General features: G+C 60.7%; 23 protein-coding genes, 1 tRNA gene and 2 pseudogenes. 11 read left to right on the forward strand and 15 right to left on the reverse strand.

What is annotated here, in order from left to right; genetic code table 11:
- The first annotated feature begins 8 nt into the window (after positions 1-8).
- Positions 9-84, forward strand: a tRNA-Ile gene (locus tag NKH29_RS26660).
- Between the two features lie 114 nt (positions 85-198).
- On the opposite strand, the gene NKH29_RS26665 is transcribed toward NKH29_RS26660, so the two are convergent.
- From NKH29_RS26665 to NKH29_RS26675, 3 genes are all read right to left on the reverse strand, one after another.
- Complete coding sequence (locus tag NKH29_RS26665; protein ID WP_353000976.1) at positions 199-1,389, reverse strand: tyrosine-type recombinase/integrase; 1,191 nt, start codon at positions 1,387-1,389, stop codon at positions 199-201.
- Positions 1,389-1,640, reverse strand: coding sequence for a helix-turn-helix domain-containing protein (locus NKH29_RS26670; protein ID WP_023718689.1), 252 nt, complete (start codon positions 1,638-1,640; stop codon positions 1,389-1,391). The genes NKH29_RS26665 and NKH29_RS26670 overlap by 1 nt, the downstream gene beginning before the upstream one ends.
- 66 nt (positions 1,641-1,706) lie before the next feature.
- Positions 1,707-1,958, reverse strand: coding sequence for a hypothetical protein (locus tag NKH29_RS26675; RefSeq protein WP_031193920.1), 252 nt, complete (start codon positions 1,956-1,958; stop codon positions 1,707-1,709).
- A gap of 541 nt (positions 1,959-2,499) precedes the next feature.
- Here NKH29_RS26675 and NKH29_RS26680 point away from each other — a divergent pair.
- From NKH29_RS26680 to NKH29_RS26690, 4 genes and pseudogenes are all read left to right on the forward strand, one after another.
- Complete coding sequence (locus NKH29_RS26680; RefSeq protein WP_280940413.1) at positions 2,500-2,973, forward strand: SDR family NAD(P)-dependent oxidoreductase; 474 nt, start codon at positions 2,500-2,502, stop codon at positions 2,971-2,973.
- Between the two features lie 10 nt (positions 2,974-2,983).
- Positions 2,984-3,328: pseudogene (locus tag NKH29_RS26685) on the forward strand (mannitol dehydrogenase family protein); the annotation flags it as partial.
- Positions 3,329-3,355: 27 nt separating this feature from the next.
- Positions 3,356-3,478, forward strand: coding sequence for a hypothetical protein (locus NKH29_RS32730; RefSeq protein ID WP_352495923.1), 123 nt, complete (start codon positions 3,356-3,358; stop codon positions 3,476-3,478).
- A 267-nt stretch (positions 3,479-3,745) separates the two neighbouring features.
- A pseudogene (locus NKH29_RS26690) lies at positions 3,746-4,947 on the forward strand (IS256 family transposase).
- Between the two features lie 87 nt (positions 4,948-5,034).
- Here the strand turns inward: NKH29_RS26690 and NKH29_RS26695 are convergent.
- The 3 genes from NKH29_RS26695 to NKH29_RS26705 all read right to left on the reverse strand — a co-directional run bounded on the left by NKH29_RS26695 (position 5,035) and on the right by NKH29_RS26705 (position 7,149).
- A complete protein-coding gene (locus tag NKH29_RS26695; RefSeq protein WP_352589338.1) occupies positions 5,035-6,006 on the reverse strand; it encodes an oxygenase MpaB family protein in 972 nt (323 codons plus the stop codon).
- A 94-nt stretch (positions 6,007-6,100) separates the two neighbouring features.
- Entirely contained in the window at positions 6,101-6,346 is a 246-nt protein-coding gene (locus tag NKH29_RS32735) for a hypothetical protein (protein WP_023718681.1), read from the reverse strand.
- A gap of 29 nt (positions 6,347-6,375) precedes the next feature.
- Positions 6,376-7,149, reverse strand: coding sequence for a sulfite exporter TauE/SafE family protein (locus NKH29_RS26705; RefSeq protein WP_023718680.1), 774 nt, complete (start codon positions 7,147-7,149; stop codon positions 6,376-6,378).
- A gap of 845 nt (positions 7,150-7,994) precedes the next feature.
- Between NKH29_RS26705 and NKH29_RS26710 the strand changes: the two genes are divergently transcribed.
- The 4 genes from NKH29_RS26710 to NKH29_RS26725 are packed head-to-tail and all read left to right on the forward strand — an operon-like array spanning position 7,995 to position 10,457.
- Positions 7,995-8,444: a thiosulfate oxidation carrier protein SoxY gene (locus tag NKH29_RS26710; RefSeq protein ID WP_023718679.1), complete on the forward strand. Its 450-nt coding sequence runs from the start codon at positions 7,995-7,997 to the stop codon at positions 8,442-8,444.
- A gap of 39 nt (positions 8,445-8,483) precedes the next feature.
- Positions 8,484-8,786 (forward strand): thiosulfate oxidation carrier complex protein SoxZ, encoded by a 303-nt coding sequence (gene soxZ / locus NKH29_RS26715; RefSeq protein WP_084642623.1) that lies wholly within the window; start codon positions 8,484-8,486, stop codon positions 8,784-8,786.
- A 54-nt stretch (positions 8,787-8,840) separates the two neighbouring features.
- The gene (locus NKH29_RS26720; RefSeq protein WP_352547756.1) at positions 8,841-9,182 is read left to right on the forward strand and encodes a c-type cytochrome; all 342 of its coding nucleotides are present in this window, start codon (positions 8,841-8,843) and stop codon (positions 9,180-9,182) included.
- A gap of 6 nt (positions 9,183-9,188) precedes the next feature.
- Positions 9,189-10,457 carry an NAD(P)/FAD-dependent oxidoreductase gene (locus tag NKH29_RS26725; protein ID WP_023718676.1) on the forward strand — a complete coding sequence of 423 codons (1,269 nt, stop codon included), beginning with the start codon at positions 9,189-9,191 and terminating at the stop codon, positions 10,455-10,457.
- An 8-nt stretch (positions 10,458-10,465) separates the two neighbouring features.
- Here NKH29_RS26725 and NKH29_RS26730 read toward each other — a convergent pair whose 3' ends face one another.
- The 9 genes from NKH29_RS26730 to NKH29_RS26770 form a co-directional block, all read right to left on the reverse strand.
- The gene (locus NKH29_RS26730; protein ID WP_023718675.1) at positions 10,466-12,592 is read right to left on the reverse strand and encodes a heavy metal translocating P-type ATPase; all 2,127 of its coding nucleotides are present in this window, start codon (positions 12,590-12,592) and stop codon (positions 10,466-10,468) included.
- Between the two features lie 56 nt (positions 12,593-12,648).
- The gene (locus tag NKH29_RS26735) at positions 12,649-13,377 is read right to left on the reverse strand and encodes an urease accessory protein UreH domain-containing protein (RefSeq protein WP_031193909.1); all 729 of its coding nucleotides are present in this window, start codon (positions 13,375-13,377) and stop codon (positions 12,649-12,651) included.
- A 30-nt stretch (positions 13,378-13,407) separates the two neighbouring features.
- Entirely contained in the window at positions 13,408-13,530 is a 123-nt protein-coding gene (locus NKH29_RS26740; RefSeq protein ID WP_023718673.1) for a hypothetical protein, read from the reverse strand.
- A gap of 153 nt (positions 13,531-13,683) precedes the next feature.
- The gene (locus NKH29_RS26745) at positions 13,684-13,908 is read right to left on the reverse strand and encodes a hypothetical protein (protein ID WP_023718671.1); all 225 of its coding nucleotides are present in this window, start codon (positions 13,906-13,908) and stop codon (positions 13,684-13,686) included.
- A 151-nt stretch (positions 13,909-14,059) separates the two neighbouring features.
- Complete coding sequence (locus tag NKH29_RS26750) at positions 14,060-15,724, reverse strand: cbb3-type cytochrome c oxidase subunit II (protein ID WP_023718670.1); 1,665 nt, start codon at positions 15,722-15,724, stop codon at positions 14,060-14,062.
- Complete coding sequence (locus tag NKH29_RS26755) at positions 15,721-17,163, reverse strand: cbb3-type cytochrome c oxidase subunit I (RefSeq protein ID WP_023718669.1); 1,443 nt, start codon at positions 17,161-17,163, stop codon at positions 15,721-15,723. Before NKH29_RS26755 ends, NKH29_RS26750 begins: the two co-directional genes overlap by 4 nt.
- A 145-nt stretch (positions 17,164-17,308) precedes the next feature.
- Entirely contained in the window at positions 17,309-17,770 is a 462-nt protein-coding gene (locus tag NKH29_RS26760; RefSeq protein WP_023718668.1) for a c-type cytochrome, read from the reverse strand.
- Between the two features lie 11 nt (positions 17,771-17,781).
- The gene (locus NKH29_RS26765) at positions 17,782-18,927 is read right to left on the reverse strand and encodes a metallophosphoesterase family protein (protein ID WP_023718667.1); all 1,146 of its coding nucleotides are present in this window, start codon (positions 18,925-18,927) and stop codon (positions 17,782-17,784) included.
- A 90-nt stretch (positions 18,928-19,017) separates the two neighbouring features.
- Complete coding sequence (locus tag NKH29_RS26770; protein WP_502897183.1) at positions 19,018-19,716, reverse strand: carboxypeptidase regulatory-like domain-containing protein; 699 nt, start codon at positions 19,714-19,716, stop codon at positions 19,018-19,020.
- 196 nt (positions 19,717-19,912) lie between these two features.
- Between NKH29_RS26770 and NKH29_RS26775 the strand changes: the two genes are divergently transcribed.
- On the forward strand, positions 19,913-20,518 hold the full coding sequence (locus NKH29_RS26775) for an SCO family protein (protein WP_352790430.1): 606 nt from the start codon (positions 19,913-19,915) through the stop codon (positions 20,516-20,518).
- A 79-nt stretch (positions 20,519-20,597) separates the two neighbouring features.
- Positions 20,598-20,840, forward strand: a complete 243-nt coding sequence (locus NKH29_RS26780) for a hypothetical protein (RefSeq protein WP_027154144.1) — start codon at positions 20,598-20,600, stop codon at positions 20,838-20,840.
- Positions 20,841-20,987: the final 147 nt, after the last annotated feature.

Raw genomic sequence — 20,987 nt, forward strand, 5'->3', positions numbered from 1 at the left:
ACGCCGTGGGGCCTGTAGCTCAATGGTTAGAGCCGGCGGCTCATAACCGCTTGGTTGGGGGTTCGAGTCCCTCCGGGCCCACCATAACCATTGATTTTATTGAGGAAAATACGCCTCGGCCCAAAACGTTTTGGGCCTATCATGGGCCCAAAAAAGGGCGGCCGATGTGCCACCCTCCGCTTGGTCGGGTTGATTCACTCATTTGATGACGCGCAGAGGTATCCGTTGCTTCATGGCGTCGCGTTTGGCTTCCCGCTCGTTGATGGCGCGGGCGATATCGACAGCCATCCGTTTCTTATTGGCCTCTCGCACATAGTGGTCTGTTACCGTCATTGAAGAATGCCCCATCGCCTCCATGATAGTGCGGGCTTGGATGTTGCATTCGGCGAGATACGTGCCGAAGGTACGGCGCAGCCCGTGCAGGGTGTAGCCCTCCGGGATGCCGGCCTGCTTGTTCCAATGTGCCATCATGCCAGTGAGGCTCTTTTTGGAGAACGGACGCCCATAGGCGTGCTTCAATACCGTCCCACCCTTAGAGCGATCTAATGGCACTAAAGCTTGCGCCAGCTTGTCCACAACAGGGATGAACATCTCGCGCCCGCCATGACGGTTGCGATTTTTCTGCTGTCGGAAGTCGAAGGCTTCGATTGTTTCCAAGGAGCCATCGAACAATTCGATCTCCTCGAGGACCAAATCGTCCCATTCCAGTGAGGCGATATCGCCGCGTCGGTTCCCGAGCCAGAAACCGAGCGCATAGCAGGTGCGCGGCGCTGATCCGATTGGATGGTGCGCCTCGAACTTTTCACGAATGGCGATCGGCCAGGCGGGATTGGCAGTCGATTTTGGAATGCGGACACGGATCGACAGCGAGGGATCGTCCTGCGGCTTGATCCATTTCTCAACTTCGATCGCCACCCATAGGAGCTTCTTGATTGCCACCAGCAGGTGCTTGGCAACCGTCCGGTTGGTGGCAAAGACACTTTCGATAATCGCACGCAAATGGTCGGCATCGAGATGTTCCACCGGCGTGTTGCGCCAAGTCAGCGGATAGGCAGGATCGACCTGCATCCGAAGGAAGCGTTCAATAAGCCGGGCATTCTTCTGCTGCGTCGCTTCGTCGAAGTCCAGCCATTCCATCGTCGCTTCAAGTCGGCGCGCAGCATGACCAAATGTCTTTGGCAACGCCAGACCGGGCAAGTCAATGATGACGGCCTTTTGACCTTGGCCTTGCGTTGCCTGTTCATAGGCGGCTTCGAACTCAGGATCGCCTGGTCTGCCAGGAAGCCGAATTTCGGGCATTCCTTTGCCGCGATAGCGATAGACGAGCTTTCCGTTCTTGATGCGCGACGAAACGCCGGGGTAGCGGACATCTTTGAATGATCTGGCCATTAGATCTCACTTTGAGTTTTCCGCTGCCGTTGCTTCACAGGCGAGGAATCCTCCAGCATTGCCTGAAGCGAAAGGGTCTTGCTTTCTATAGCAACGCGCAGAAGTACCGGGTAAGGGAAGCCACGACCTTGCTCTATACCTTCAAGAGTGCGTTTCGGTATTCCCAAGACGTTGGCTGCACTCTCGGCGGTGAATCCTCCCTTCGCCCGCCAGGCTTTCACTTCTCGCGCGAGCTTTTCATTGTCGTTCACATCATCTCATCCGCTCAGGCGGTGACTGTACTACGCCTGCAGCGTATACGCAATGTGCGTAGTTGCTTATCTCCTTGTCGGCTCTCGTTTGCTCCGCTCCAATAGTTGTTGCAGACCATTGTCTTTGTCTGGCAGGGCGGAGAAAGCGATATCGAGCGCCACACGATCCCAGATCGCGCGACTGTTGACGTGCTTAGGCCTCGGCATGCGGCCGTCAGCAACCATGTCGTCGAATAGTGTCGATCCGACACCGACATAGCGCGCTGCTTCCTCACGAGAGAGGCCGCGGGGTGGGTACGAAAGCGTGTCACTCTTCATAGACGCGGCCTCGACAACGTCGGCATCGAAACAGCACAACGATATCAAATCCAGACGGTTGACTGTTTCGACAAGCCTCAGTCCCGATAAACGGGGCCATATTGCAGTCGGCACAACAAATCCACATCCCGCACCATCCGGTAATGAAGAGATCGTGTTGCCCTAGATAAGAGATGTTGCGTGGTGCGGAAGCTGCCTCGCCGGCTCGTTCGGGAAAGGCGAGTAGCGACCTGCAAATCGGACAGGGTAAGATGCGGCAGAATGTTCCGGTGCAGATGTCGGGGGTTCAAGTCGCTAGACCGCTACATCGCGACACCCACTATCGAGGATGCCTTCTTCTACTATTGGCGTCACGCCACTTAGCCGCAAGTCCCGATTCTTGAGGACTAGGAGTTTTGGCCTAAGCCTGGTGCCTTTGAAGCGCTCACCCACGCAGAAAGCATATTGGAAAGTAGAGGTAAGTAATAAAGCTGATAATTTCACAAAAGTGATGCCAGGATTATATATTGTTTGCACTGATTGATAATGCAATGCTGGCATTCTGTCGAACCACAAAATGGCAGATACCTCGATCGAGGAATGGCGAAGGGTCAACATAGTCAACGTAGAAGCCGCATTCCTTCTCGCCCAGATATTTCTTCCAGGGATGCGCTCGAAACGGTGGGGTCGGGTGATCAATATTTCCTCCTATGCCGCCAAAAGCGGAGGCTTGACCGCAGGGACGGCGTATTCAGTTTCGAAGAGCGCGATGATCGGGCTGACCTTTTCAATTGCCCGCGAGACCGCTGGCCAGGGCGTGACCTCGAATGCAATTGCGCCCGCCTACGTAATGTCGCCGATGGTTTCCGAACAGCTCAACGACGAACAGCGCGCGGCCCAGCTTGCTCAAATCCCGGTCGGGAGATTTTGCGAACCTCAAGAAGTCGCCCACACCGTTTCATTCCTCGCGTCTCCTCTAGCCGGTTTCATCACGGGCGAGGTTATCGATATGAACGGTGGTCTCCATTTCGATTGAGCTGCATACAATGGAAAATCGTCTTTCTCACGCCAATTTGGCGCTCGCATCAGCCGGTGTCCAAATTCCTCGGTACGATCGACGGAGTGTGACGCCCGGAATCGTGCATCTCGGTATCGGCAACTGGCACAGGGCCCATCAGGCAATCTATACGGATGATTGCCTGGCCGCGGGACAACTCGATTGGGGCATGATTGCAGCCTGCTCCGGAGTTCGGACACGCGGGACGCGCTTGCTCCCCAAGATGGTTTGTACACAGTTGTCAGTCGTCAAGATGAACAGACGAGCCTTTCGGATAGTCGGTTCTATCGGCCATATTCTTGTCGCACCGGCGGGCCCCGCTCAGCTGCTGGAGGCGCTTTTGGACCCGCGGATCAGGATCGTGACTTTGACAGTCACCGAGAAGGGCTACACGGTCATCTCGGGCGGCGGCTCCGGCCACGAGCCGGCCCATGCCGGTTTTGACGGTACGACGGCTTCACTGTTGCCCGCAGCCGCCCGGTAGTTTGTTCGCATCTGCTTGGCGGGCCTGCGTCACGCCCCGCCGTCCAGTGGGCTATCGAGTTCGTGCCTTCAAGACGCGTTAACTAGAAGCTGAACGTCTGCACGACGCGGGTCGCGTCCCCACAGGTGGTGTAGCTCGGCGGTAGCGAAGCCGCTCGCGGGCGCGCCCTCGATAGCGCTGTAGCGAGCGAGCGGCTTTGCGGTGGTCATCGACAGTTCGCCGGTAAGGTCGGGTTGCTGACACCAACCTGATTCGAAGGAACCATCGATGACCGACGACATGATGAACCTGCGCGCGCTCGTGGAGAAGACTCCGGATTCCGATCTCTTGCGCGAGATGATCGGCTTTGCCGCCGAGCGGCTGATGGAGCTGGAGGTTGGCGCCGCCACCGGCGCCGCCTATGGCGAGAAGAGCCCGTTGCGCACGGCCCAGCGCAACGGCTATCGCGAGCGCGACTGGGACACGCGCGCCGGCACCGTCGAGCTGCGCATCCCCAAGCTCAGGAAGGGCTCCTACTTCCCCGGTTTCCTCGAACCGCGCCGCATGGCCGAGAAGGCGCTGACCGCCGTCATCCAGGAGGCCTACGTCCAGGGGATCTCGACCCGCTCGGTCGACGACCTGGTCAAGGCCATGGGCATGAGCGGCATCTCCAAAAAGCCAGGTCAGCCGGCTGTGCGAAGAGATCGACGGCAAGGTCAAAGCGTTCCTTGAAAGTCCCATCGAGGGCGACTGGCCATATCTGTGGATCGACGCCACCTACCTGAAGGTGCGCCGCGGCGGCCGCATCGTCTCGGTCGTCGTCATCATCGCTGTCGGCGTCAACGCGGACGGCCAGCGCGAGGTGCTGGGCATGGAGGTCGGCACGTCTGAGGCCGAGCCGATCTGGACGGAGTTCCTGCGCAAGCTGACCCGCCGTGGCCTGCGCGGCGTCAAGCTCGTCGTCTCCGATGCCCATGAAGGTATCAAGGCGGCCGTCACCAAGGTGCTGTGCGCGACATGGCAGAGGTGCCGCGTCCACTTCATGAGGAACGTGCTGGCCCATGCCGGCAAGAGCGGGCGCCGCGTCGTCTCCGCTTTCATCGCCACCGCCTTCGCCCAGGAAACGCCCGGGGCCGCAAGCACGCAATGGCGCGCCGTCGCCGACCAGATCCGGCCGAAGGTGCCGAAGCTGGCGACAATCATGGACGACGCCGAGCCCGACGTGCTTGCCTACATGACTTTCCCCAAGGAGCACCGCGCCAAGCTGCACTCGACCAACCCGATCGAGCGCCTCAACGGCGAGATCAAGCGGCGCACCGAGGTCGTCGGCATCTTCCCAAATGATGACGCCATCGTCCGCCTGGTTGGCGCGATCCTGCTCGAACAGAACGACGAATGGGCCGTGCAGCGCGCCAGATACATGACGCTGGAAACCATCAGCCAAATGAGCGATGATCCTTCTGATCAGCCTGCCAGCCGTGGCACGCTGATCAGCCCGGCCCCATGCCGGAGAGCGCGGCGACCAAGCCGTCAGCTACACCACTCCCTGGGACACGATCACGACGCGTGCCTGACATTTAGTCAAGGAACGAACACTGTCCGGTTCTGTGTAGGTTTTCGGATGCCGTTCGGCGATAGAGATAGCTCTCGGAAAGGCCGAGGCGGCGGCACGACTGGACGGCTGGTGATGAATGAAGCACGGTGCTGTCGCAGATTGCAGCCGTCGTCTTCACAACAGCACGCTCCCACGGCTTCAAGGTCCAGCGGTCGCCGAGTTCCAACCGCTTGCGGACCCATTGGGGTAGGATCTCGACGGCCGCCTTCAGAAGCGGCCGCTGAAGGGGTCGAGCAACTCCCGGCAAGGCGGGAACTTCTTCCATGATCTCCAGGAACTCCGACACGATCGGCGACGCGACGAGTCTTTGCCTCATCACGTCGAACAGCGCGTAAAGCTCGGCCTGAGACGTGGGCGCGCCGACCGCACCATAGAGAAGCGCCACGGGGCGAGCCTCAGCAAACATCGCGTCCCGTTCGAAAAAATGCAGACGATGCACATAGACGTGATAGGCCTCCATGAAACCAAACTCGGCCGTCGCTTGCACCCAGTCCAGCAGCTCCGGGTCGGTGGCGTGGTATGGCTCGCCTTCGCTGGTTCGACCCGAAACGCGCCCATGCATCCTGACCACATCTTCAATCATGGCCTTAGCCTTGGATCGGGGGCCGTAGACCGTGACCAAAGCAGCGAGGCCCGTACGCTGCAATCGTCGGAGCGCGAGGGAGCGGAAGCTGCTGTGCTGCCAAATGGCGTCGCGAACCCGCGGCTCTGCCAATTCGAGCAGCACCGCCGTTACCCCGCCGATGAACAGCGCAACAGGGTTCTTAAAAATGCGCCAGGACACCGAGTTGGGTGGTAACAGCGCCGGCTCGCCTTCCGGAGTCGAGAAGTCCATCTGAGATCCGAGCCGCTGGCGCATGAACGACTGGGCAAGAGTGTCCACACGACGCTCAAGCGGGCGAGGCAGAGAAATGATGCCCGAGTTGCGAAACATGGTACGCCTCGAACTACTGAGAATAGCAAGCGTTAGACCTGTGGCTAGCGGATGCAATATGCACGAACGTCTTTGGTCTTCCCGTCGTTCCAAATCATCCTCGCGCGAAGCCGATGAACCCTGCTTGATCTGCCCTGTTGCCAATGATGATGGAGCAAGGCTCGGGCGTGGTCATCCATGTCACCTCGATCCAGCGCGAGCTTCCGCCGCAATCGGGCCTCGTCTGCCGATAGGAGAAGGCAAGATCTTGTGGCTTGACGACACCGGCATCGAGCATGAATCCGGCGATCGCGCCGCCCAGCCAGCCCGCTCCGATGCCGATCCTGGTCGAAGTGCTCATTTCCTTGCCTCCGTTCGACTGTCTCACGGTCAGAGCAATCCAGTTAGTTCGAGTGTCTGGTAGCCGGCCAAAAGCGTGATCAGAAATCCCACAAGCCGCAGGAGCGTCCTCTCCCGCAATGTCTTGACCATCCTTCCCGCCAGCGGCGCCGCTAAAACGCCTCCAACGATCAGTCCGGCAACAGATGTTAGGTCGCGGAATTCGCCGGCTTGCTCCCAATGGCCGGTTACAATCGTGGCGAGGAAGCTCAGCGACACTGAAAGTGCAATCAGGAACTCGCTCGCATTGACCGTGCCGATAACGAATCGCGGTTGTCCACCCGCGCCGAGTAGACCGGTGGTGGCAACAGGACCCCAGCCCCCACCGCCTGCGGCGTCCAGGAATCCGGCGGTTGCGCCCAACGGCGCCACGATTTTCAGCTTCACGGGGTTGGTGGGGATACGATGAAACGACCGATATAGTAACCAGCTCCCAATAACCGCGAGATATGCTGTAACGAATGGCTTGACCTGATCTCCGTCAAACGAAGTGAGTACGAAAGCGCCGAGCATACCGCCGCCGACACCAAAGGGGATCAGTCGCCAAAACAGTTTCCAATCGATGTTGCGATGATAAAGATGAGCCGATCCGGAAGCGGCGGTGGTGAACAATTCCGCAGCATGAACTGAAGCTGATGCTTGTGCCGGTGGCACCCCGAAGGTGAGGAGCACCGTCGAAGAGATCACGCCATAGGCCATCCCTAGAGCACCATCGACCGCCTGGGCCAGAAACCCGACGGCTGCGAACAGTAGGAACTCTTCCATGAGTGGCTCCGCGCATGAGTAGCGTCGCGCATAACGAAGCCTCACATGTGCAGTGGCACACCGAGGCTTTATAGCTCGACCAAGCTGCAGTCGTGATGCTCTTGGCACGCAGGAAACGGACCCATGCGTCGGCTTGTTCCGCAAAACTCAGCCCTTAGCGCGGGCCTAATAGCATAATGGCCGCAAGGCCCATGAATGACGCCAATCCCGCCCGGTTTGGTGGCAATGGCGATGACCTGGCTTCAGGGGCATTCCCGTTCTTGCGACAGGGGATAATAAGCAACCGAGAGTTCGGCATTTCTTGAATTGAAGGTCACTAGCAAGACGCTGACCTGACCTTCAACGTGCAATGTCGGCTTCTGGTGCACGTTGTCCTCCGAAATGTTGTGCGCCTGATCTCTAGTCGGACTAGCCGAGACTGAGACGAGCCAGCGCGTGGGTCCAAATCGCTCGGCGACGCCGCGACATCGTGCGGTGCGACCCATTAGTCCGGAACCGGAATTTATGACCTTAACCGGTCCTTCTTCAGCCTTATCATGAATGTCGCACATGCTTGTAAATCCGACATTGCGCTGGCGCTGTTCAGAGCGCTCCAGTTAGTTCGAGCGTCTGATAGCCGGGCAAGAGCGTGCTTAGAAATCCGACAAACGCAGGAGCGTCCTTTTCCTGCAATGTCTTGACCGTTTTGAGGGCGGCTAAGAGATCTTGGGCACTTCTAAGAGATTTGCTCGCAGCGGTTGGCGGTGCTAAACTTCGAAGCTGCCGCACTGATGTGTCCGATTGCGCCGCCTCCTGCCGCTGTTGATGTGTGTCTTCGGAGTGACGCAAAAAAGGCGGAGACCGGGATGATGAGCTTGACGCGCCGGGATGTGTTGATCGCCGGGAGTGCAGGGTTTGCCGGAGTCGCGCTCTTATCGCCGCAGAGCGCGCGTGCGAACGATGAAGCGCTGGATCTCGTCGAACAGTTCACCGGACGGACAGCCACGGTGTCGGATCGCCTTCACCTGATAATGCCGACATACTTCCCGACCGGCTATACCGTGCCCATGAGTCTTTACATCGACAGCCCCATGACTGAGGCCGACCATGTGAGGCAAATGCGCGTGTTCGCGCCGCGGAACCCGCTTATCGAAGTCGCCAGTTTCCATTTCGTCCCCCAACGCAGCCTGCCCCGCGTGTCGACCCGCATCCGCCTTGCCAAACCGCAGCATGTCATCGCTGTCGCCGAAATGAATGACGGCAATTTGCTGATGACCACGACGTGGGTCCGTGTCGCCACAGATGGCTGTGCCTGAGAACGGAGAGAGACAGTGACTACCGCAACACCACGCGTGATCGTGCCGAGCGCTGCGGCGAAGGGAGAGTTTTTTCAGGTCAAGACCATCATCAGCCATGAGATGGAAACAGGGCTGCGCCATGATGATCAAGGCAATGTAATCCCGCGCAAGATCATCAACAGGTTTGTCTGCCGCTACAACCAATCCGTGGTGTTCAGCGTCGATCTCCACGAGGCGATTTCGGCTAACCCGTTCTTCGAATTTTCCCTGCGCGCGACGGAGAGCGGCCGGCTCGATTTCGTATGGGAGGAGGACGGCGGTGCCGTCTACACGTTGTCGCACCGGCTCACGGTCGGTTGAGGTGGCGACGCAATCGAGCTGCGCGAGTTATGGCGTGACAAGTTGAGTGGGAGCGTGACCGGAAAACTCCGAAACAGACGGGTATTCAGCATGCGTCCCGTCGCGAGATCTGCGATTGCCACGGGCCTCGTGCTTCTCGTCAGCCAATCCGGCGCGGCGGCGGGGGCCGATCAAGGCGCTCAACTCGCCGCGACCTGTGCGTCCTGCCATCGCCTCGATGGCGGCGGCACAGGCATTCCCAGCATCATCCGGCTTGGTGAGGAGAGGCTCACCAACGCCCTGCTTGCCTACCGGGCGAGCGAGAGTCCAAATCACATCATGCACGCTATCGCGCTGTCGCTCAGCGACGAGGAGATCGCGAGCGTCGCGCGCTATGTCGCAGCGCAGGGAAAGTAGCGCGCCATGAAATTCTGGACGCGTCGCGAGTTCGGCCGCCTGACTGGAGCAGCGTTGCTAACGGCGCTCAACCAGCCGAAGGCGCGGGGCCAGGCCAAGGCGCGTGTCGTCGTGATCGGCGGCGGCATCGGCGGCGCAACGGTCGCCAGATATCTCGCCGTCAGCGCCACGGCTATCGAGGTGACCCTGGTCGAACCGCGACAGAGCTACACGACCTGCTTCTTCAGCAATCTCTATCTCGCCGGGCTCCGCCCGTTCAAATCGCTCAGTCATGGTTATGAAGCGCTGGCAAAACAATATGGCATCACCGTCATTCATGAGTCCGCTGAAGCGATTCACCCGGCGGCGAAAACCGTTGCGCTGAACAACGGTTCGAAGCTCAGCTACGACCGTCTCGTTGTTGCGCCAGGCATCGCATTCAGGGATCGGGCGCTTAGGGGCTATGACGAAGCTGCGATGGAGATCATGCCGCACGCCTGGAATGCAGGGCCGCAAACCAGCCTGTTGCGCCAGCAATTGGAAAGCATGGAGGACGGCGGCCTATTCGTCATCGTCGTCCCGCCGAATCCATTTCGCTGTCCGCCCGCCCCCTATGAGCGCGCTTCGCTCATCGCCTCCTATTTCCAGCGCAGCAAACCCAAGGCCAAAATTCTGATCCTCGATTCGAAAGACAGCTTCAACGCGCAGGACCTGTTCCAGGACGCTTGGAACCGCCACTATCCGGGAATGATCGAATGGCTACCGGCCCAGTTCACTGGCGGGGTCACGGCGATCGACGCGAAGACCCGGTCGGTGATCACCGAGGGAGCAACATTCAAGGCCGCGGTGGCCAATGTCATCCCGGCGCAAATGGCCGGGCGCTTGGTGCAGCAGGCAGGGCTCGCCAATCAGTCGGGCTGGTGTCCGGTCGATCCGGTCACCTTCGAATCGGCGCTGCAGCCCGGCGTCCATCTGGTCGGCGACGCGATCATCGGCGGGGATATGCCGAAATCCGCCTTCTGCGCCAACAGCCAGGCCAAAGCCTGCGCCTTTGCCATCGCGGCCGATCTCACCGGATCAGCGCGTTTCCCGGCGCATTTGTTCAACACCTGCTACACCTATCTCGCCCCCGACGATGCGTTCAGCAACGCCATCAGCTTCAAGCCCGTCGACGGAAAGCTCAAGAGCGTCATCAGCTTCGTCAGCAAGGTCGAGGAAAGCTCCGAGGTCCGCCGGCAGGCAGCGCGCGCGGCGGAAGGCTGGTACGACGCCTTCACGCACGACGTGTTTGGCTGAAACGAAACTCAACTCCGCTCGACGGCCGGGCCGGCCATTGCGGAAATGCCGGCACCATTCTGGGCGCGCTCCGCCTCGGCGCCTGATCGTTGCTCCGGGATCAGCGTTGCAACAGGATCGGGCAGCCGCTCCAGCCGCAGCGAATTCACCACCACGAGGATGCTCGAGCCGGCCATGACCGCCGCCGCAAGGATTGGCTGCAGAAGTCCGAATGCTGCGAACGTCAGGGCGACGAGATTGTAACCGAACGCCCACATAAGGTTGGTCAAGATGGTCCTGCGCACCGCGCGGGCCACGTCGACGATCCAGGGCAGCATCCACAATCCGTCCGCAGGCAGCACGAGCGCCGCAGTCTCGCGGGCGAGATCGGTGGCGGAGCCGACGGCAATACCGACATCTGCGGCGGCCAGAACTGGCCCGTCATTCAGTCCATCGCCGACCATTGCCACCGCATCGTGGTCATGGCGGAGCCGATCCAGGGCCAGCCGTTTGGCCTCCGGCGAAAGGCCCGCTTGGACGTCCTTGATCCCGACCAGGGCCGCGATCCGCTCCGCCGCTTGCGCCAAGTCGCCGGTCAACAGCGTGGCGTCGAGCCCGCGCTCACGCAGGGCCGCGATCGCGGCCTGCGCCTCGGGAAGCGGCGAATCATCGAGCGACAGCACGGCGTGAACCCGCTCGCCCCAACCGACATAGACCACCGAATGACCGCTCGCCTCCAGCGACCGCGCACGCTCGGCCAGCGACGGGGGAAGCGGCCAGCCCAGATCATTCATCAATCTGCCGTTCCCTGCCGCCACGGGCCGGCCTTCGGCGCTGCCGCGGATGCCACGGCCGGGAACCATCCGGACCTCGCGGGTGACGAGCGGCGTGATGCCCCGCTGAGCGGCGGCTGCCGCGATGGCCCGCGCCAGACCATGCTCGGAATGGCGCTCCAGACCGGCGGCGCGCGCCAGTACTTCGTCGATGCCGACCTCCTCGCGGTCGACGCCGACGAGACGCGCTTTGCCCGCCGTCAGAGTGCCGGTCTTGTCGAAGGCGAGCAACCGTACACGCGCCAGGGTCTCGAGCACGCCGGGGTCGCGGACGAGGCAGCCGTGCCGCGCCAGCCGGCCGATGCCGAGCGATATCGCCATCGGAGCAGCGAGGCCGACTGCACAAGGACAGGCAACCACCAGCACCGAGAGGCCAATCAGCAACGCCCGATCGAACGGCAATGACTGGGCCCAGTAAACGATCGTCAGCCCGCCGAGGGCGAGGACGAGCGGCACGGACACGCCAACGACGCGATCGGCAAGGCGCTGGGTTGGACTGCGACGGCCCAGCGCTTCGCGCACCGACCGGCAAATCCGTGCCCAGCGGGTTGCGGTTCCGTCACCGCTGCTTTGGATCAGGAGCGGGCCGTCGATATTGATACTGCCGGCAATCACCTTGGAGCCGGCGCGCTTTGTCACTTGCCGGCTTTCTCCGGTAATCACGGCTTCATCGGTGTTCGATTCCCCCTCGACAACCACGCCGTCGACCGGAATGCGCTCGCCTGGCCGGACCCGCACCAGCATGCCGGCCGTCACCTCCCGCACCGGACGGCGGATCTCTGCCGCGCCATCGACCGCGGTCGCGCTCTCGCTTTCTGCGGCCAGAAGAGGTTCGAGGTCGCGCGCCGCCCTGGCGCGGCCAACAGCCTCGAGATAGCGGCCAACTGTGAATAGCATCAGCACCATCACGGCGGTGTCGAAATAGACATGCGTGCTGCCCTCGAACACGGCAAATGCCGAATAGAGGTAAGCGGCAGCGACGCCAAGCACGATGAGTGCCGACGACGTCACTCGTCCCTGAATGCCATTGAGCCACATGTCGCGCAGATAGGGTCCGCCGAGAATCACCACCGCCGGCGTGGCGAAGATCCAGAGCAAAAAGTGAATCCACGGCAGCACGCCCGCATCGACGCCGGTGAACGCGTCCGAATAGAGGAGGAGGCTGAACATCATGATATTCATGGAGAGAAAGCCTCCGACGCCGAGCTGGATCAGAAGCCAGGCGGCTTCCCACTCTTCGTGTCTGCCGCTCTTCACCTGAAAGGCGATACAACAGCCGTAGCAGCAGAACGCGCAAGCCTCACCGTTGAGCCTGCGCTCCATCGGGCGCAGACCGACGGGGAGCGAACAATGGCTACAGAGGATATCGCCATGCGCAGTCATGCGGGATGCCCGCCCGGCCAGGCAAGGCCGATATGCGCGTCGGAAGGCAGGAGACCACGGCCGAGCGTGATGAGACCGAGCAAAAGAATAAAGCCACCAGCCAGCCGCACGCCGCGCCGCCGCCAGGCTGGCCCGAGTATCCGGCCAACGCCGCCCATCATCAACATCGCGGGGAAGGTTCCCAGTCCGAACGATGCCATGACGAGAAACCCGGGAAGCGCTCCGGCGGTGCTCGCCGCCTGAGCGGCGAAGGCATAGACCAAGGGACATGGCAGGAAGCCGTTGAAAACGCCAAAGGCGAGCGGTGCGGCGCTGCTCCGGGCCGTCAACAGACCGCGCAGGGACAATGCAAATGTGCTGCCGCCAAATCCGATCGCAAGGCGATGAAAGACCTGCAGCAAGCCGAAGAACTGCAACGCCATGGCAATCATGAGCAGGCCAGCGACGATCGCGAGAATTCGTTGGGCGATGTCGAGGGAGCCGTTCAAGAGCGGCGCCGCCGTTAGCCCTTGCGTGGTGCAGATGACCTGACCGATCGCGCCCGCGAGCCCCCCCAGAAAGCAATAGGTTGTCAATCGGCCGGTATTATAGAGCAGGTGGCGAAGGACGGTTGCGCCTCCCCCTCGCTGATCGCGGCCCAGCGCGCAGGCAAAGCCGCCGCACATGCCGATGCAATGAAAGCTGCCTGCAAATCCAGCGGCGAAGATCACGAGGTAGTACATCATTGGCGTTTGCGCAGTGGCGCGGACGCGGCGCTATTGCCGCACAAGATACAAAAGAAAGAGGATAAAGCCGACGGTGCAGCCGCCATAGATGAGGAAGCCAAGCATCTGCGGCAAGCCGGCGTCAGCAAGCTTGAAGACGGTATCATGTAGCATCCGCTGCTCCTATGTCAGCCGAAATAAAGACGAAGCACGTTTATCGCCACCTCGAAGCACAGGAAAAGGAGGTTCAATGCGGCGACCCCAAGGAGAATTTTGGCTATCATCGTCTCCATCACTCCTGTCTTGCTAGCCCTTGCGACCGTCTACTTAGAACAGACGGCCGGGCCCGAGCCCGCCCCAATAAACATACATGTAGTACAGCCCCCAGGCGAACAGCAGCACGTAGACGACGAGAAGCCATAGCGGAATGAATCCCACACGCGCCTGTATCAGGCCGCCGGCATAGTCCTCCAGTTCAGGGTGCGAGCTTTGACGCACATCCAGTTCCGGATGCGTCGGGCTCTCCGGATCGCTGCTCTGCAGATCGCTCATTCTCCATTTCCCTTTCAAAAAACCCGTTGGCGGCTTTATCGGTGCCGCTCAACGCGCCGGATAGGACGCCCCAGATGAACAAGAACAGGGCCGCCAGGCTCATCAGCATGGCGCCCGCATAGGGTCCGGTGACTTCAAAACCGAGCATGCGCTAACCTCCGGTGGGCGCCTGTTCCTCGCCAGGCGGAGCTGGCGGGCCGGACGCCGGCACCGACGGATCGGGCACATAGGCTCGCTCCGGCTTGTCAGCGACCAGTTTCAGATCGTTCAGCGCCGCGCGGGTCTCCTTCTTGATCGACAGCGGCTGCAGCGAGAGCGGGTCTTTATAGGCGGAAAGCGCCACCACGAAATAGGAAAGCGCCCACCGGTCCTCGTCCGGAAAGGCATCCCGATAGGACGGCATCGGCGTGCCGCTGAGGCCGGTAGTTATCGTCCGGAAGATGTCTTCGACGGCCGGGCCAGACTTGAACTGGCCGCTGGTGAGGTCGGCCGGCACGGTGGCGAACCCGATATCATCCTTAAGGCCCGCCGCCTTCTCGCCGTCGCCCTTGCCAGCTTGGCCGTGGCACTCCCAGCACTTCGCCACCTGCCAAACCTCCTTGCCACGGTCCAGCATCGTCTGGGACGGGGTCGGCGGGCGCCCGATATACAACGGTGGGCCAGGCGGTTCCTCGACGAAGAAAGCGTAAGGACTGGCGGGATTGGAACGGTCAACCGCTAGCTCATACTTAATGTACTGGATCACCGCCAGGCGATCGTTGAGCGGCAGTTCGTACCAAGGGGGCATTGCCGTGCCGCGGATGCCGCGAGTAATGGTGCGCAGCATGTCGCCGTCCGTGGGCAGGGGCTCCTTTGTCAATCTGAACTTGAAGACTGCGGACGTGAAATTCCTGGGCCGCTGGTTAAACATAAAGGTGGCGGCCGGCCCGTTGCCGTCGCCTTTGGCACCGTGGCAACCGATGCAGCGGCGCTCATAGACTTCCTTGCCATAAGCAATCCATTCCTCGGAGCGCGGCATCGTCGCATCCATGACCTCCAGGCTTTGCGGCTCGAAAAGATCGCGCCATTTACCCCGGTTCGTGCCGAGCTTCTGGACGTAGGAAACAAGCGCCGCCAGCGATTCCGTCTCCGCCGCGATGCTGACGGTTTCGCCTGTGTATTCGTCGTTCGGCGTCAGGATGATCGGCTTTCTTTCGCGCGCCTTCAGCGGCACGAACAGCAACCCGTACGCATTGGGCGTCAGCTGGATCGCTTGCTTGCTGTCGAAGTCGAACAGGCCTTTGGTGACCTCTGTCCTTTCCAGGGTCCGATTGCCAGCGCCGTCGTCAACGATACGGACGGCTGCATCGGGCTCGTGGAAGAGGCCGCGATACGGCGCCATTATCGAGTCCGGCACCAGCATCCGCGGATTGTAGAAGTGCGCCAGGTGCCATTCGTCGCTGTATTTCAGGCCGACGCGCGTCAGGTCCGGTCCGATCCGGCGTGTGCCTAACAGGTGCGGCACGTCATAGGCGTATTCGCCCGCCTCGCTGACCGGTCCCCAGCGGCGGATCTCGCCGGTCACCGGCCGCACGAATTGCGAATGGCAGTACCAGCAGCCTTCGCGCAGGTAAATGTTGCGGCCGCGACGCTGCTGCTCGGTGTAGTCCGTCGCTTCTGAAACCGTCCATTTCAGCTGGCCGAAATCCGTGCGCACCACCGAGGTCACGCGCGTAGTTCGCGAGGACGGCTCCACGAAGGGCAGCACGCCCTGCGTGATCACCGCAAGGGTGATGCAGAAGACGCCGGCGAACAGCGCGAAGAAGCGAACGTTCACTGCGCGGGCCCTCCCGCCGGGGCCGGGATAGGCGCCTCCACCGGCCCGCGGGCGCGTCGCGCCTCAGCCGCCGGGCTGGTCAGTGCGGTCAGCATCAGATTCACCACCAGCAGCGACATACCGATATCCATGCTGATGCCTGCCAGGGTCCGCGCCAGCCAGTAGGGCTTCACCCAGACGAGCGAGTCGAGCCATTCGACCCCATTCATCCATTGATAACCCTGCTGCAGCCCGCCGGCTGTGAGGACCAGGCCCATGGTCGTGATGCCGACGGTGATCAGCCAGAACGACCAGTTGCCGAGCTTGAAGGACCAGAGTTCGCGCCCGAACAGCCGCGGCCAAGTATAGAGGAGGCCCCCCATCGCCCAGACGACGAAGGTGCCGAACACGGTGAGATGCGAATGCGAGATGACGAAATCGGTGAAATGGGTCGGCTGCTGCAGCTGCCGCAGCGCCTCGGTCGAGCCCTGGAAGCAGCCGACGAGATACATGAGCGAGCCCATGATCAGGAACTTCGCCGGCAAGTTCCTGCCGAACTCATGCCACCTGCCCATCATGGTGCCGAAGAAGTTCACCAGCACCGTCCACACCGGAATGATCAGCAGCATCGACGTGACGACGGCCAAGGTCTCGGCCCAGTCCGCGATCGGGCTGTAGAGGTAATGGTGGATGCCGACGAACGGGTAGAACAGTGCCAGGGACCAGAAGCCTACCAGCGAGAGCTTATGGGCATAGAGCGGATTTCGCGCGCTGACCGGCAGGAAATAGTAGATGATCACGTAGCCCGCGGGCGTTATCCACAGCCCGACGATGTAGTGGAGATAGAGGCCATGGAAGGCGGCGCTGTTGATGCCCGAGATCGTGTATGGCAGGATGAAGCTTCCAAGCACGAAGTTCATCGTCGTCCACACGAAAGTGGCGATCAGGTACCATAGCGCGACATAGATCGCCGGCTCCAGCCTTCGACTGATCGTGATCAGGAACTGCGCGGTAGCAACAGCCACCACGATGAAGAATGCGACCTTCGCGTAGAGCGGAAGCTCTCCGGCTTCCAAACCGTCACTGTCGCCGAGCAGCAAGCCGACCAAACCGGCAAGCGTTGCGACGTTCCAGACCCATGCGAGAAGAACCGACCACTCCGACCATATCACCCGCACCCCCGACAGACGCGGCACGAGATAGTAGCAAAGGCCGATGAAAAGCGTCGAGAAGGCGCCGAAGATGACACCGTTGACGTGGACCGGGCGCAGCCGGCCGAAGGTGAGCTCGAGGTTCCCCGATCCGAGATAGTCGGGGTAGTTGAAGGTGCCCGAGATCATGACGCCGACGGATGGCGTCACCATCAGCCAGAACATGCCGAAATAAAGCCAGGTCCGCACGACCCGTTTGTCGACCAGCGCATCCAGGTCCACATTCGCGAACTTGCCGCGCAGCTCCATCGCAGTCTCTGCCAACGCATGGCCCTCCCCGCGCGGTTCAAGGGCCGCACGACTGCTTTAAGCCCACCGTTCCCCATCGAGGTGTCACTCCGATGGCGGACTCGCTTCGCGCTCCCTGAAGCCGGTGCCCCGGCTATCGACGAGACTAGTATTTGCCTGGCACCAACACCGAGCCGCTGTTCGACCAGGTGATGTACGCCTCGAGCGCCTTCATCGCCTCCGATTCGGGATCGATCTTCTCGCCCTGGCTCGGTTTCTCGATGCACCAGTTGATCATGTCGCGCAGTGTCGCGAACTTGGCCATCGACGCCTGGAACTTCGGGAACGCCTGCGGGTGGGTATCGGAGGCCATCGGATGGCACATGGCGCAGGCCCACCCGGTGGTCGACAGCTTGACGCCCAACTGCTCCTTCATCGCCGCATCACCATGGAACAGGAGGTCTCCTTTCCTGACCTCCTCCATGAACGCTTCTTGATAGAGTTTCAGCTGCTTTGGCGTTACCGGATCCTTGTTGGCACTGGCCGGCCCGACGACGGCAGCTGCGACGACTGCTCCGGCGACGATGGAACGCCTCAGAATGCAGAGGAATGTCGATGTGTTTATCATAGCCACCACCGTTATGGATTTGCCCATGGGTACTGTTTGTCGGCGATGCGTGACCGTATGACCTCCGCAATGCTCTTGTCGTGGTCCTCCGGCGACTGGACGAACACCTCCTTGCGGCCCCACATGATGTACTCGACATCGACCTTATCGTCGGCGTTGACGTTCACGGTTTCCCAACCGACCCCGTCGAAGGGATCGCCCGGATCGACACGGATCATCGGCTTGGTAAGCTTGGGCAAGCCTTCCGGCGCATACGGCCACGGCCAGGAGGTCGCCAGCATGCCGATCGAGCGCATGCTGCCGATCTCGTTGTAGAGCACCTGGTGCACGTGACCGTGGATGTTGGTGACCTTGGTATAAGGCTTCAGCACGTCATTCACTTCGCGCCAGTCGCGCACCCAGAAGTTCCAGGGCGGGTAGTACTCGTACAGCGGATTATGGCTGAAGATGACGATCGGTTTGGACTTATCCCAGTCGGCGAGTGTCTTCTGCATCCAGTCGAGCTGGTCGCGGCCGACGCCGGCCCACGCGCCGGCAACCGTGCCGTCGAGGGTAGCCATATGGCCCATGCGCTCCTCTGGCGTCATCTTCTTCGCTGTCCAGTAGTCCGGTCCCCGGCTGACCGTATCGAGCCCAATGAAGCGCACGCCCTTGTGATCGAAGGTCCAGTTGGGTTGGCCGAACAACTCGCCCCACTTCTGGCCCATATCCAGATACCAGTCATGCTCGCCCGGGATGTAGTATTTCTTGATCGTCAGATCCTTGAGGAGCTCAACGCCAAGCTCAAGTTCCTCGATCTTTCCGAGCTGGGCCAGGTCGCCGCCGAAGATCAGGAAGTCGGCCGGCGGATCCATGGCCTGGACCTCTTGCACGGCGCGCACCACCTTGTCGACGAAGCGCGTGTTGAGCGATCTCTCGTAGAGATGGGTGTCCGAAATCCAGGCAAACTTGAAGGGCGCTTCGGCGGCGTGAGCGACGTCGATGGTGTTGAGCAGCGGCCACCACGCGAAGGTCTGGCCGACGGAAGCAGCGCCGAACAGCAGCGATCTGTGAATGAAGGTGCGGCGGGTGATTTGGAGCGAGTCGTCGGGGCGTACGCCAGGCTGCTGCAGCACCGCATGCATTTCGCGCCGAATGCGGTCAAGCTCGTCAGACATCAGGGTTCCTCCTCAGTGCAGACCGTTTCTTAAAGCGTCGGTCTTCTCGCAGGAACGCGACCCTGTTGAATCAGTGGGTCGCCCATTTTGTTATTTTTTCAGTTCAATCGTCAGACTGGTGGCCTTATTCTCCTCTACCGTGACGGGCTGCTCGATGGGCCCGGTGAAGGGATGGATCGCCACGAGCTTGTAGTCCCCCGGCGGAACATCGGTTATGCTGAATTTGCCATCGGCGCCGGTGACCGCGTAGTAGGGATTGTCCACCACATAGACCCAGCCCTCCATCCAGCCATGCGCGTCGCAATCGATGCGGACAGTGCCGGCACGCTTCAGTTCGACCGGTATGCGCTGGCCCTTATTGGGCAGCGCCAGGTTGAAGGCGGTGCGCTTGCCATAATAGCCGTGGGTGTTGTGGAGCACTGGGTCGCTGTTGACCACCTCCAACGAACCGGCCGGTATCATCTGCACCGCGGGCTCAAAGCGACATTTGAGGTTGTTAAGTTCAGGCAGCTTTCCGGGCTGCGGCCAGGCCTTTCCCTGTGCCACGTCGACCAGCTGCACCGCCGCGTTCAGCACGGCCTGATCGCTGCCGACTTCGATCAGCGGCTCCTCGCGGGGGTCGCCGCACACCTCGATATTCTTGGTGGGGATGATCTTTGTTGTCGGCACGTCGCCGCGGTAGACGATCGTACCCTCGATCGTTCCGCCTCCCGTGACCGGACCCACTTCGTAGGCTTGCGCAGACGCGGACATTATCGCAACGAAAGAGATCGCCGCTAGTCCGCTCATCAATTCGCGAATCATCATAAAAGCCACCTCCTTCAAGAGAGATGAGGGGCAACTCTCAAAAATAGAGCCAAACCAGTGCCATGTCTAGCCATCCAGCAACAAAATATGATAAAGTGGGTTGGTTTAGGCGAGTTTGTTAATCACAAACACACGCGGGGGTTTTGGCGCGTCATTCTCGAAGTGCCGGAGGTCCTTGATGAAGCGACGGCATCGACTCCTCCGCCCCTGGGCCTACGGTCCGCATCCCCTCTTCTGCATCATATTCGCAGCGGCCCTGTCGATCTGCCAACCGCTCGTGCGAGCTGACACGGCGCCTGTGACGGTCGGTGGCCCATTCACGCTCACGGCGCCGGACGGAACGACGGTCACGGATGAGACTTATCGCGGCAAATGGCTGCTGGTTTTCTTCGGCTATACGTCTTGCCCCGACATCTGTCCGACGACGCTGTCCTCAATCGCCGCGGCGATTAAGGAACTCGGCCCCGACGCCGCAAAACTGCAACCGCTCTTCATCACCGTCGATCCCGAACGCGACACGCCTGAGGTGATGGGAAGCTTTACCGCGGCGTTCGATCCGCGGATCGTCGGGCTGACCGGCAGCCCGCAACAGATCGCTGCGGTTTCGGAGGCATATGGCGCCTATGGTGTGGCGCGCCAGGGCGAGGCGGGCGATGACGACTACCTAATGGATCATGGCACCTACATATACATCATGAACCCACAGGGGCAATTCGTGGAGGGGCTAGACTCTGACACACCAAGCAGCGGTATTGCCGCTGTGTTGGGTGAATTGGTGCGATGACACGAGCCCTGGCATGATGGAGATCACGATTATGCAGTTGATCAATGCATAGCAGTTGTCATCCGGAAGGAAAGCGGCCATGCAAAGGCATACAAAGGAAGCTTCGGAGCTTAAGGCATTGATCCTCGCGGATCTTCATAAGGAGCCGGGATGCGAGCACGTCACCGATTTTGTGATTCAGCGGCTCGAAACCAAGGAGAACGGGGCAAACTGGACTGTCAAATATCTGGATCCCAATCAAGATAAGGTCTGCGAGACGATTCTGATAAACATAGCGCGAATGCTGCAGCTCAACTTCGACCTTCCTGAACGCGGGTCGTGAGGAACGATGCGAGCGGGACCGGCGCGCATTGCGCTTCGACATCGTTCGTATGCAAGCAGGGGAATCGGGCGATGGCGGAATCCACAGCGTTGCACACCGGCAAACCCGGCGGCGTAAAGAACGTCATTGCGCCGCGGCGATTTGGAC

This window comes from Mesorhizobium sp. M1295, assembly GCF_040318135.1.
Classification (GTDB): Bacteria; Pseudomonadota; Alphaproteobacteria; order Rhizobiales; family Rhizobiaceae; genus Mesorhizobium.

Bases quoted from the DNA above. Each gene is read 5' to 3' on its own strand.
- NKH29_RS26665 (WP_353000976.1), bottom strand. From the start codon at position 1,389: ATGGCCAGATCATTCAAAGATGTCCGCTACCCCGGCGTTTCGTCGCGC.
- NKH29_RS26675 (WP_031193920.1), bottom strand. From the start codon at position 1,958: ATGAAGAGTGACACGCTTTCGTACCCACCCCGCGGCCTCTCTCGTGAG.
- NKH29_RS26695 (WP_352589338.1), bottom strand. From the start codon at position 6,006: ATGTTTCGCAACTCGGGCATCATTTCTCTGCCTCGCCCGCTTGAGCGT.
- NKH29_RS32735 (WP_023718681.1), bottom strand. From the start codon at position 6,346: ATGAGCACTTCGACCAGGATCGGCATCGGAGCGGGCTGGCTGGGCGGC.
- NKH29_RS26705 (WP_023718680.1), bottom strand. From the start codon at position 7,149: ATGGAAGAGTTCCTACTGTTCGCAGCCGTCGGGTTTCTGGCCCAGGCG.
- NKH29_RS26710 (WP_023718679.1), top strand. From the start codon at position 7,995: ATGATGAGCTTGACGCGCCGGGATGTGTTGATCGCCGGGAGTGCAGGG.
- NKH29_RS26725 (WP_023718676.1), top strand. From the start codon at position 9,189: ATGAAATTCTGGACGCGTCGCGAGTTCGGCCGCCTGACTGGAGCAGCG.
- NKH29_RS26730 (WP_023718675.1), bottom strand. From the start codon at position 12,592: ATGGAGCGCAGGCTCAACGGTGAGGCTTGCGCGTTCTGCTGCTACGGC.
- NKH29_RS26735 (WP_031193909.1), bottom strand. From the start codon at position 13,377: ATGATGTACTACCTCGTGATCTTCGCCGCTGGATTTGCAGGCAGCTTT.
- NKH29_RS26740 (WP_023718673.1), bottom strand. From the start codon at position 13,530: ATGCTACATGATACCGTCTTCAAGCTTGCTGACGCCGGCTTGCCGCAG.
- NKH29_RS26745 (WP_023718671.1), bottom strand. From the start codon at position 13,908: ATGAGCGATCTGCAGAGCAGCGATCCGGAGAGCCCGACGCATCCGGAA.
- NKH29_RS26755 (WP_023718669.1), bottom strand. From the start codon at position 17,163: ATGGAGCTGCGCGGCAAGTTCGCGAATGTGGACCTGGATGCGCTGGTC.
- NKH29_RS26760 (WP_023718668.1), bottom strand. From the start codon at position 17,770: ATGATAAACACATCGACATTCCTCTGCATTCTGAGGCGTTCCATCGTC.
- NKH29_RS26765 (WP_023718667.1), bottom strand. From the start codon at position 18,927: ATGTCTGACGAGCTTGACCGCATTCGGCGCGAAATGCATGCGGTGCTG.
- NKH29_RS26770 (WP_502897183.1), bottom strand. From the start codon at position 19,716: ATGAGCGGACTAGCGGCGATCTCTTTCGTTGCGATAATGTCCGCGTCT.
- NKH29_RS26775 (WP_352790430.1), top strand. From the start codon at position 19,913: ATGAAGCGACGGCATCGACTCCTCCGCCCCTGGGCCTACGGTCCGCAT.
- NKH29_RS26780 (WP_027154144.1), top strand. From the start codon at position 20,598: ATGCAAAGGCATACAAAGGAAGCTTCGGAGCTTAAGGCATTGATCCTC.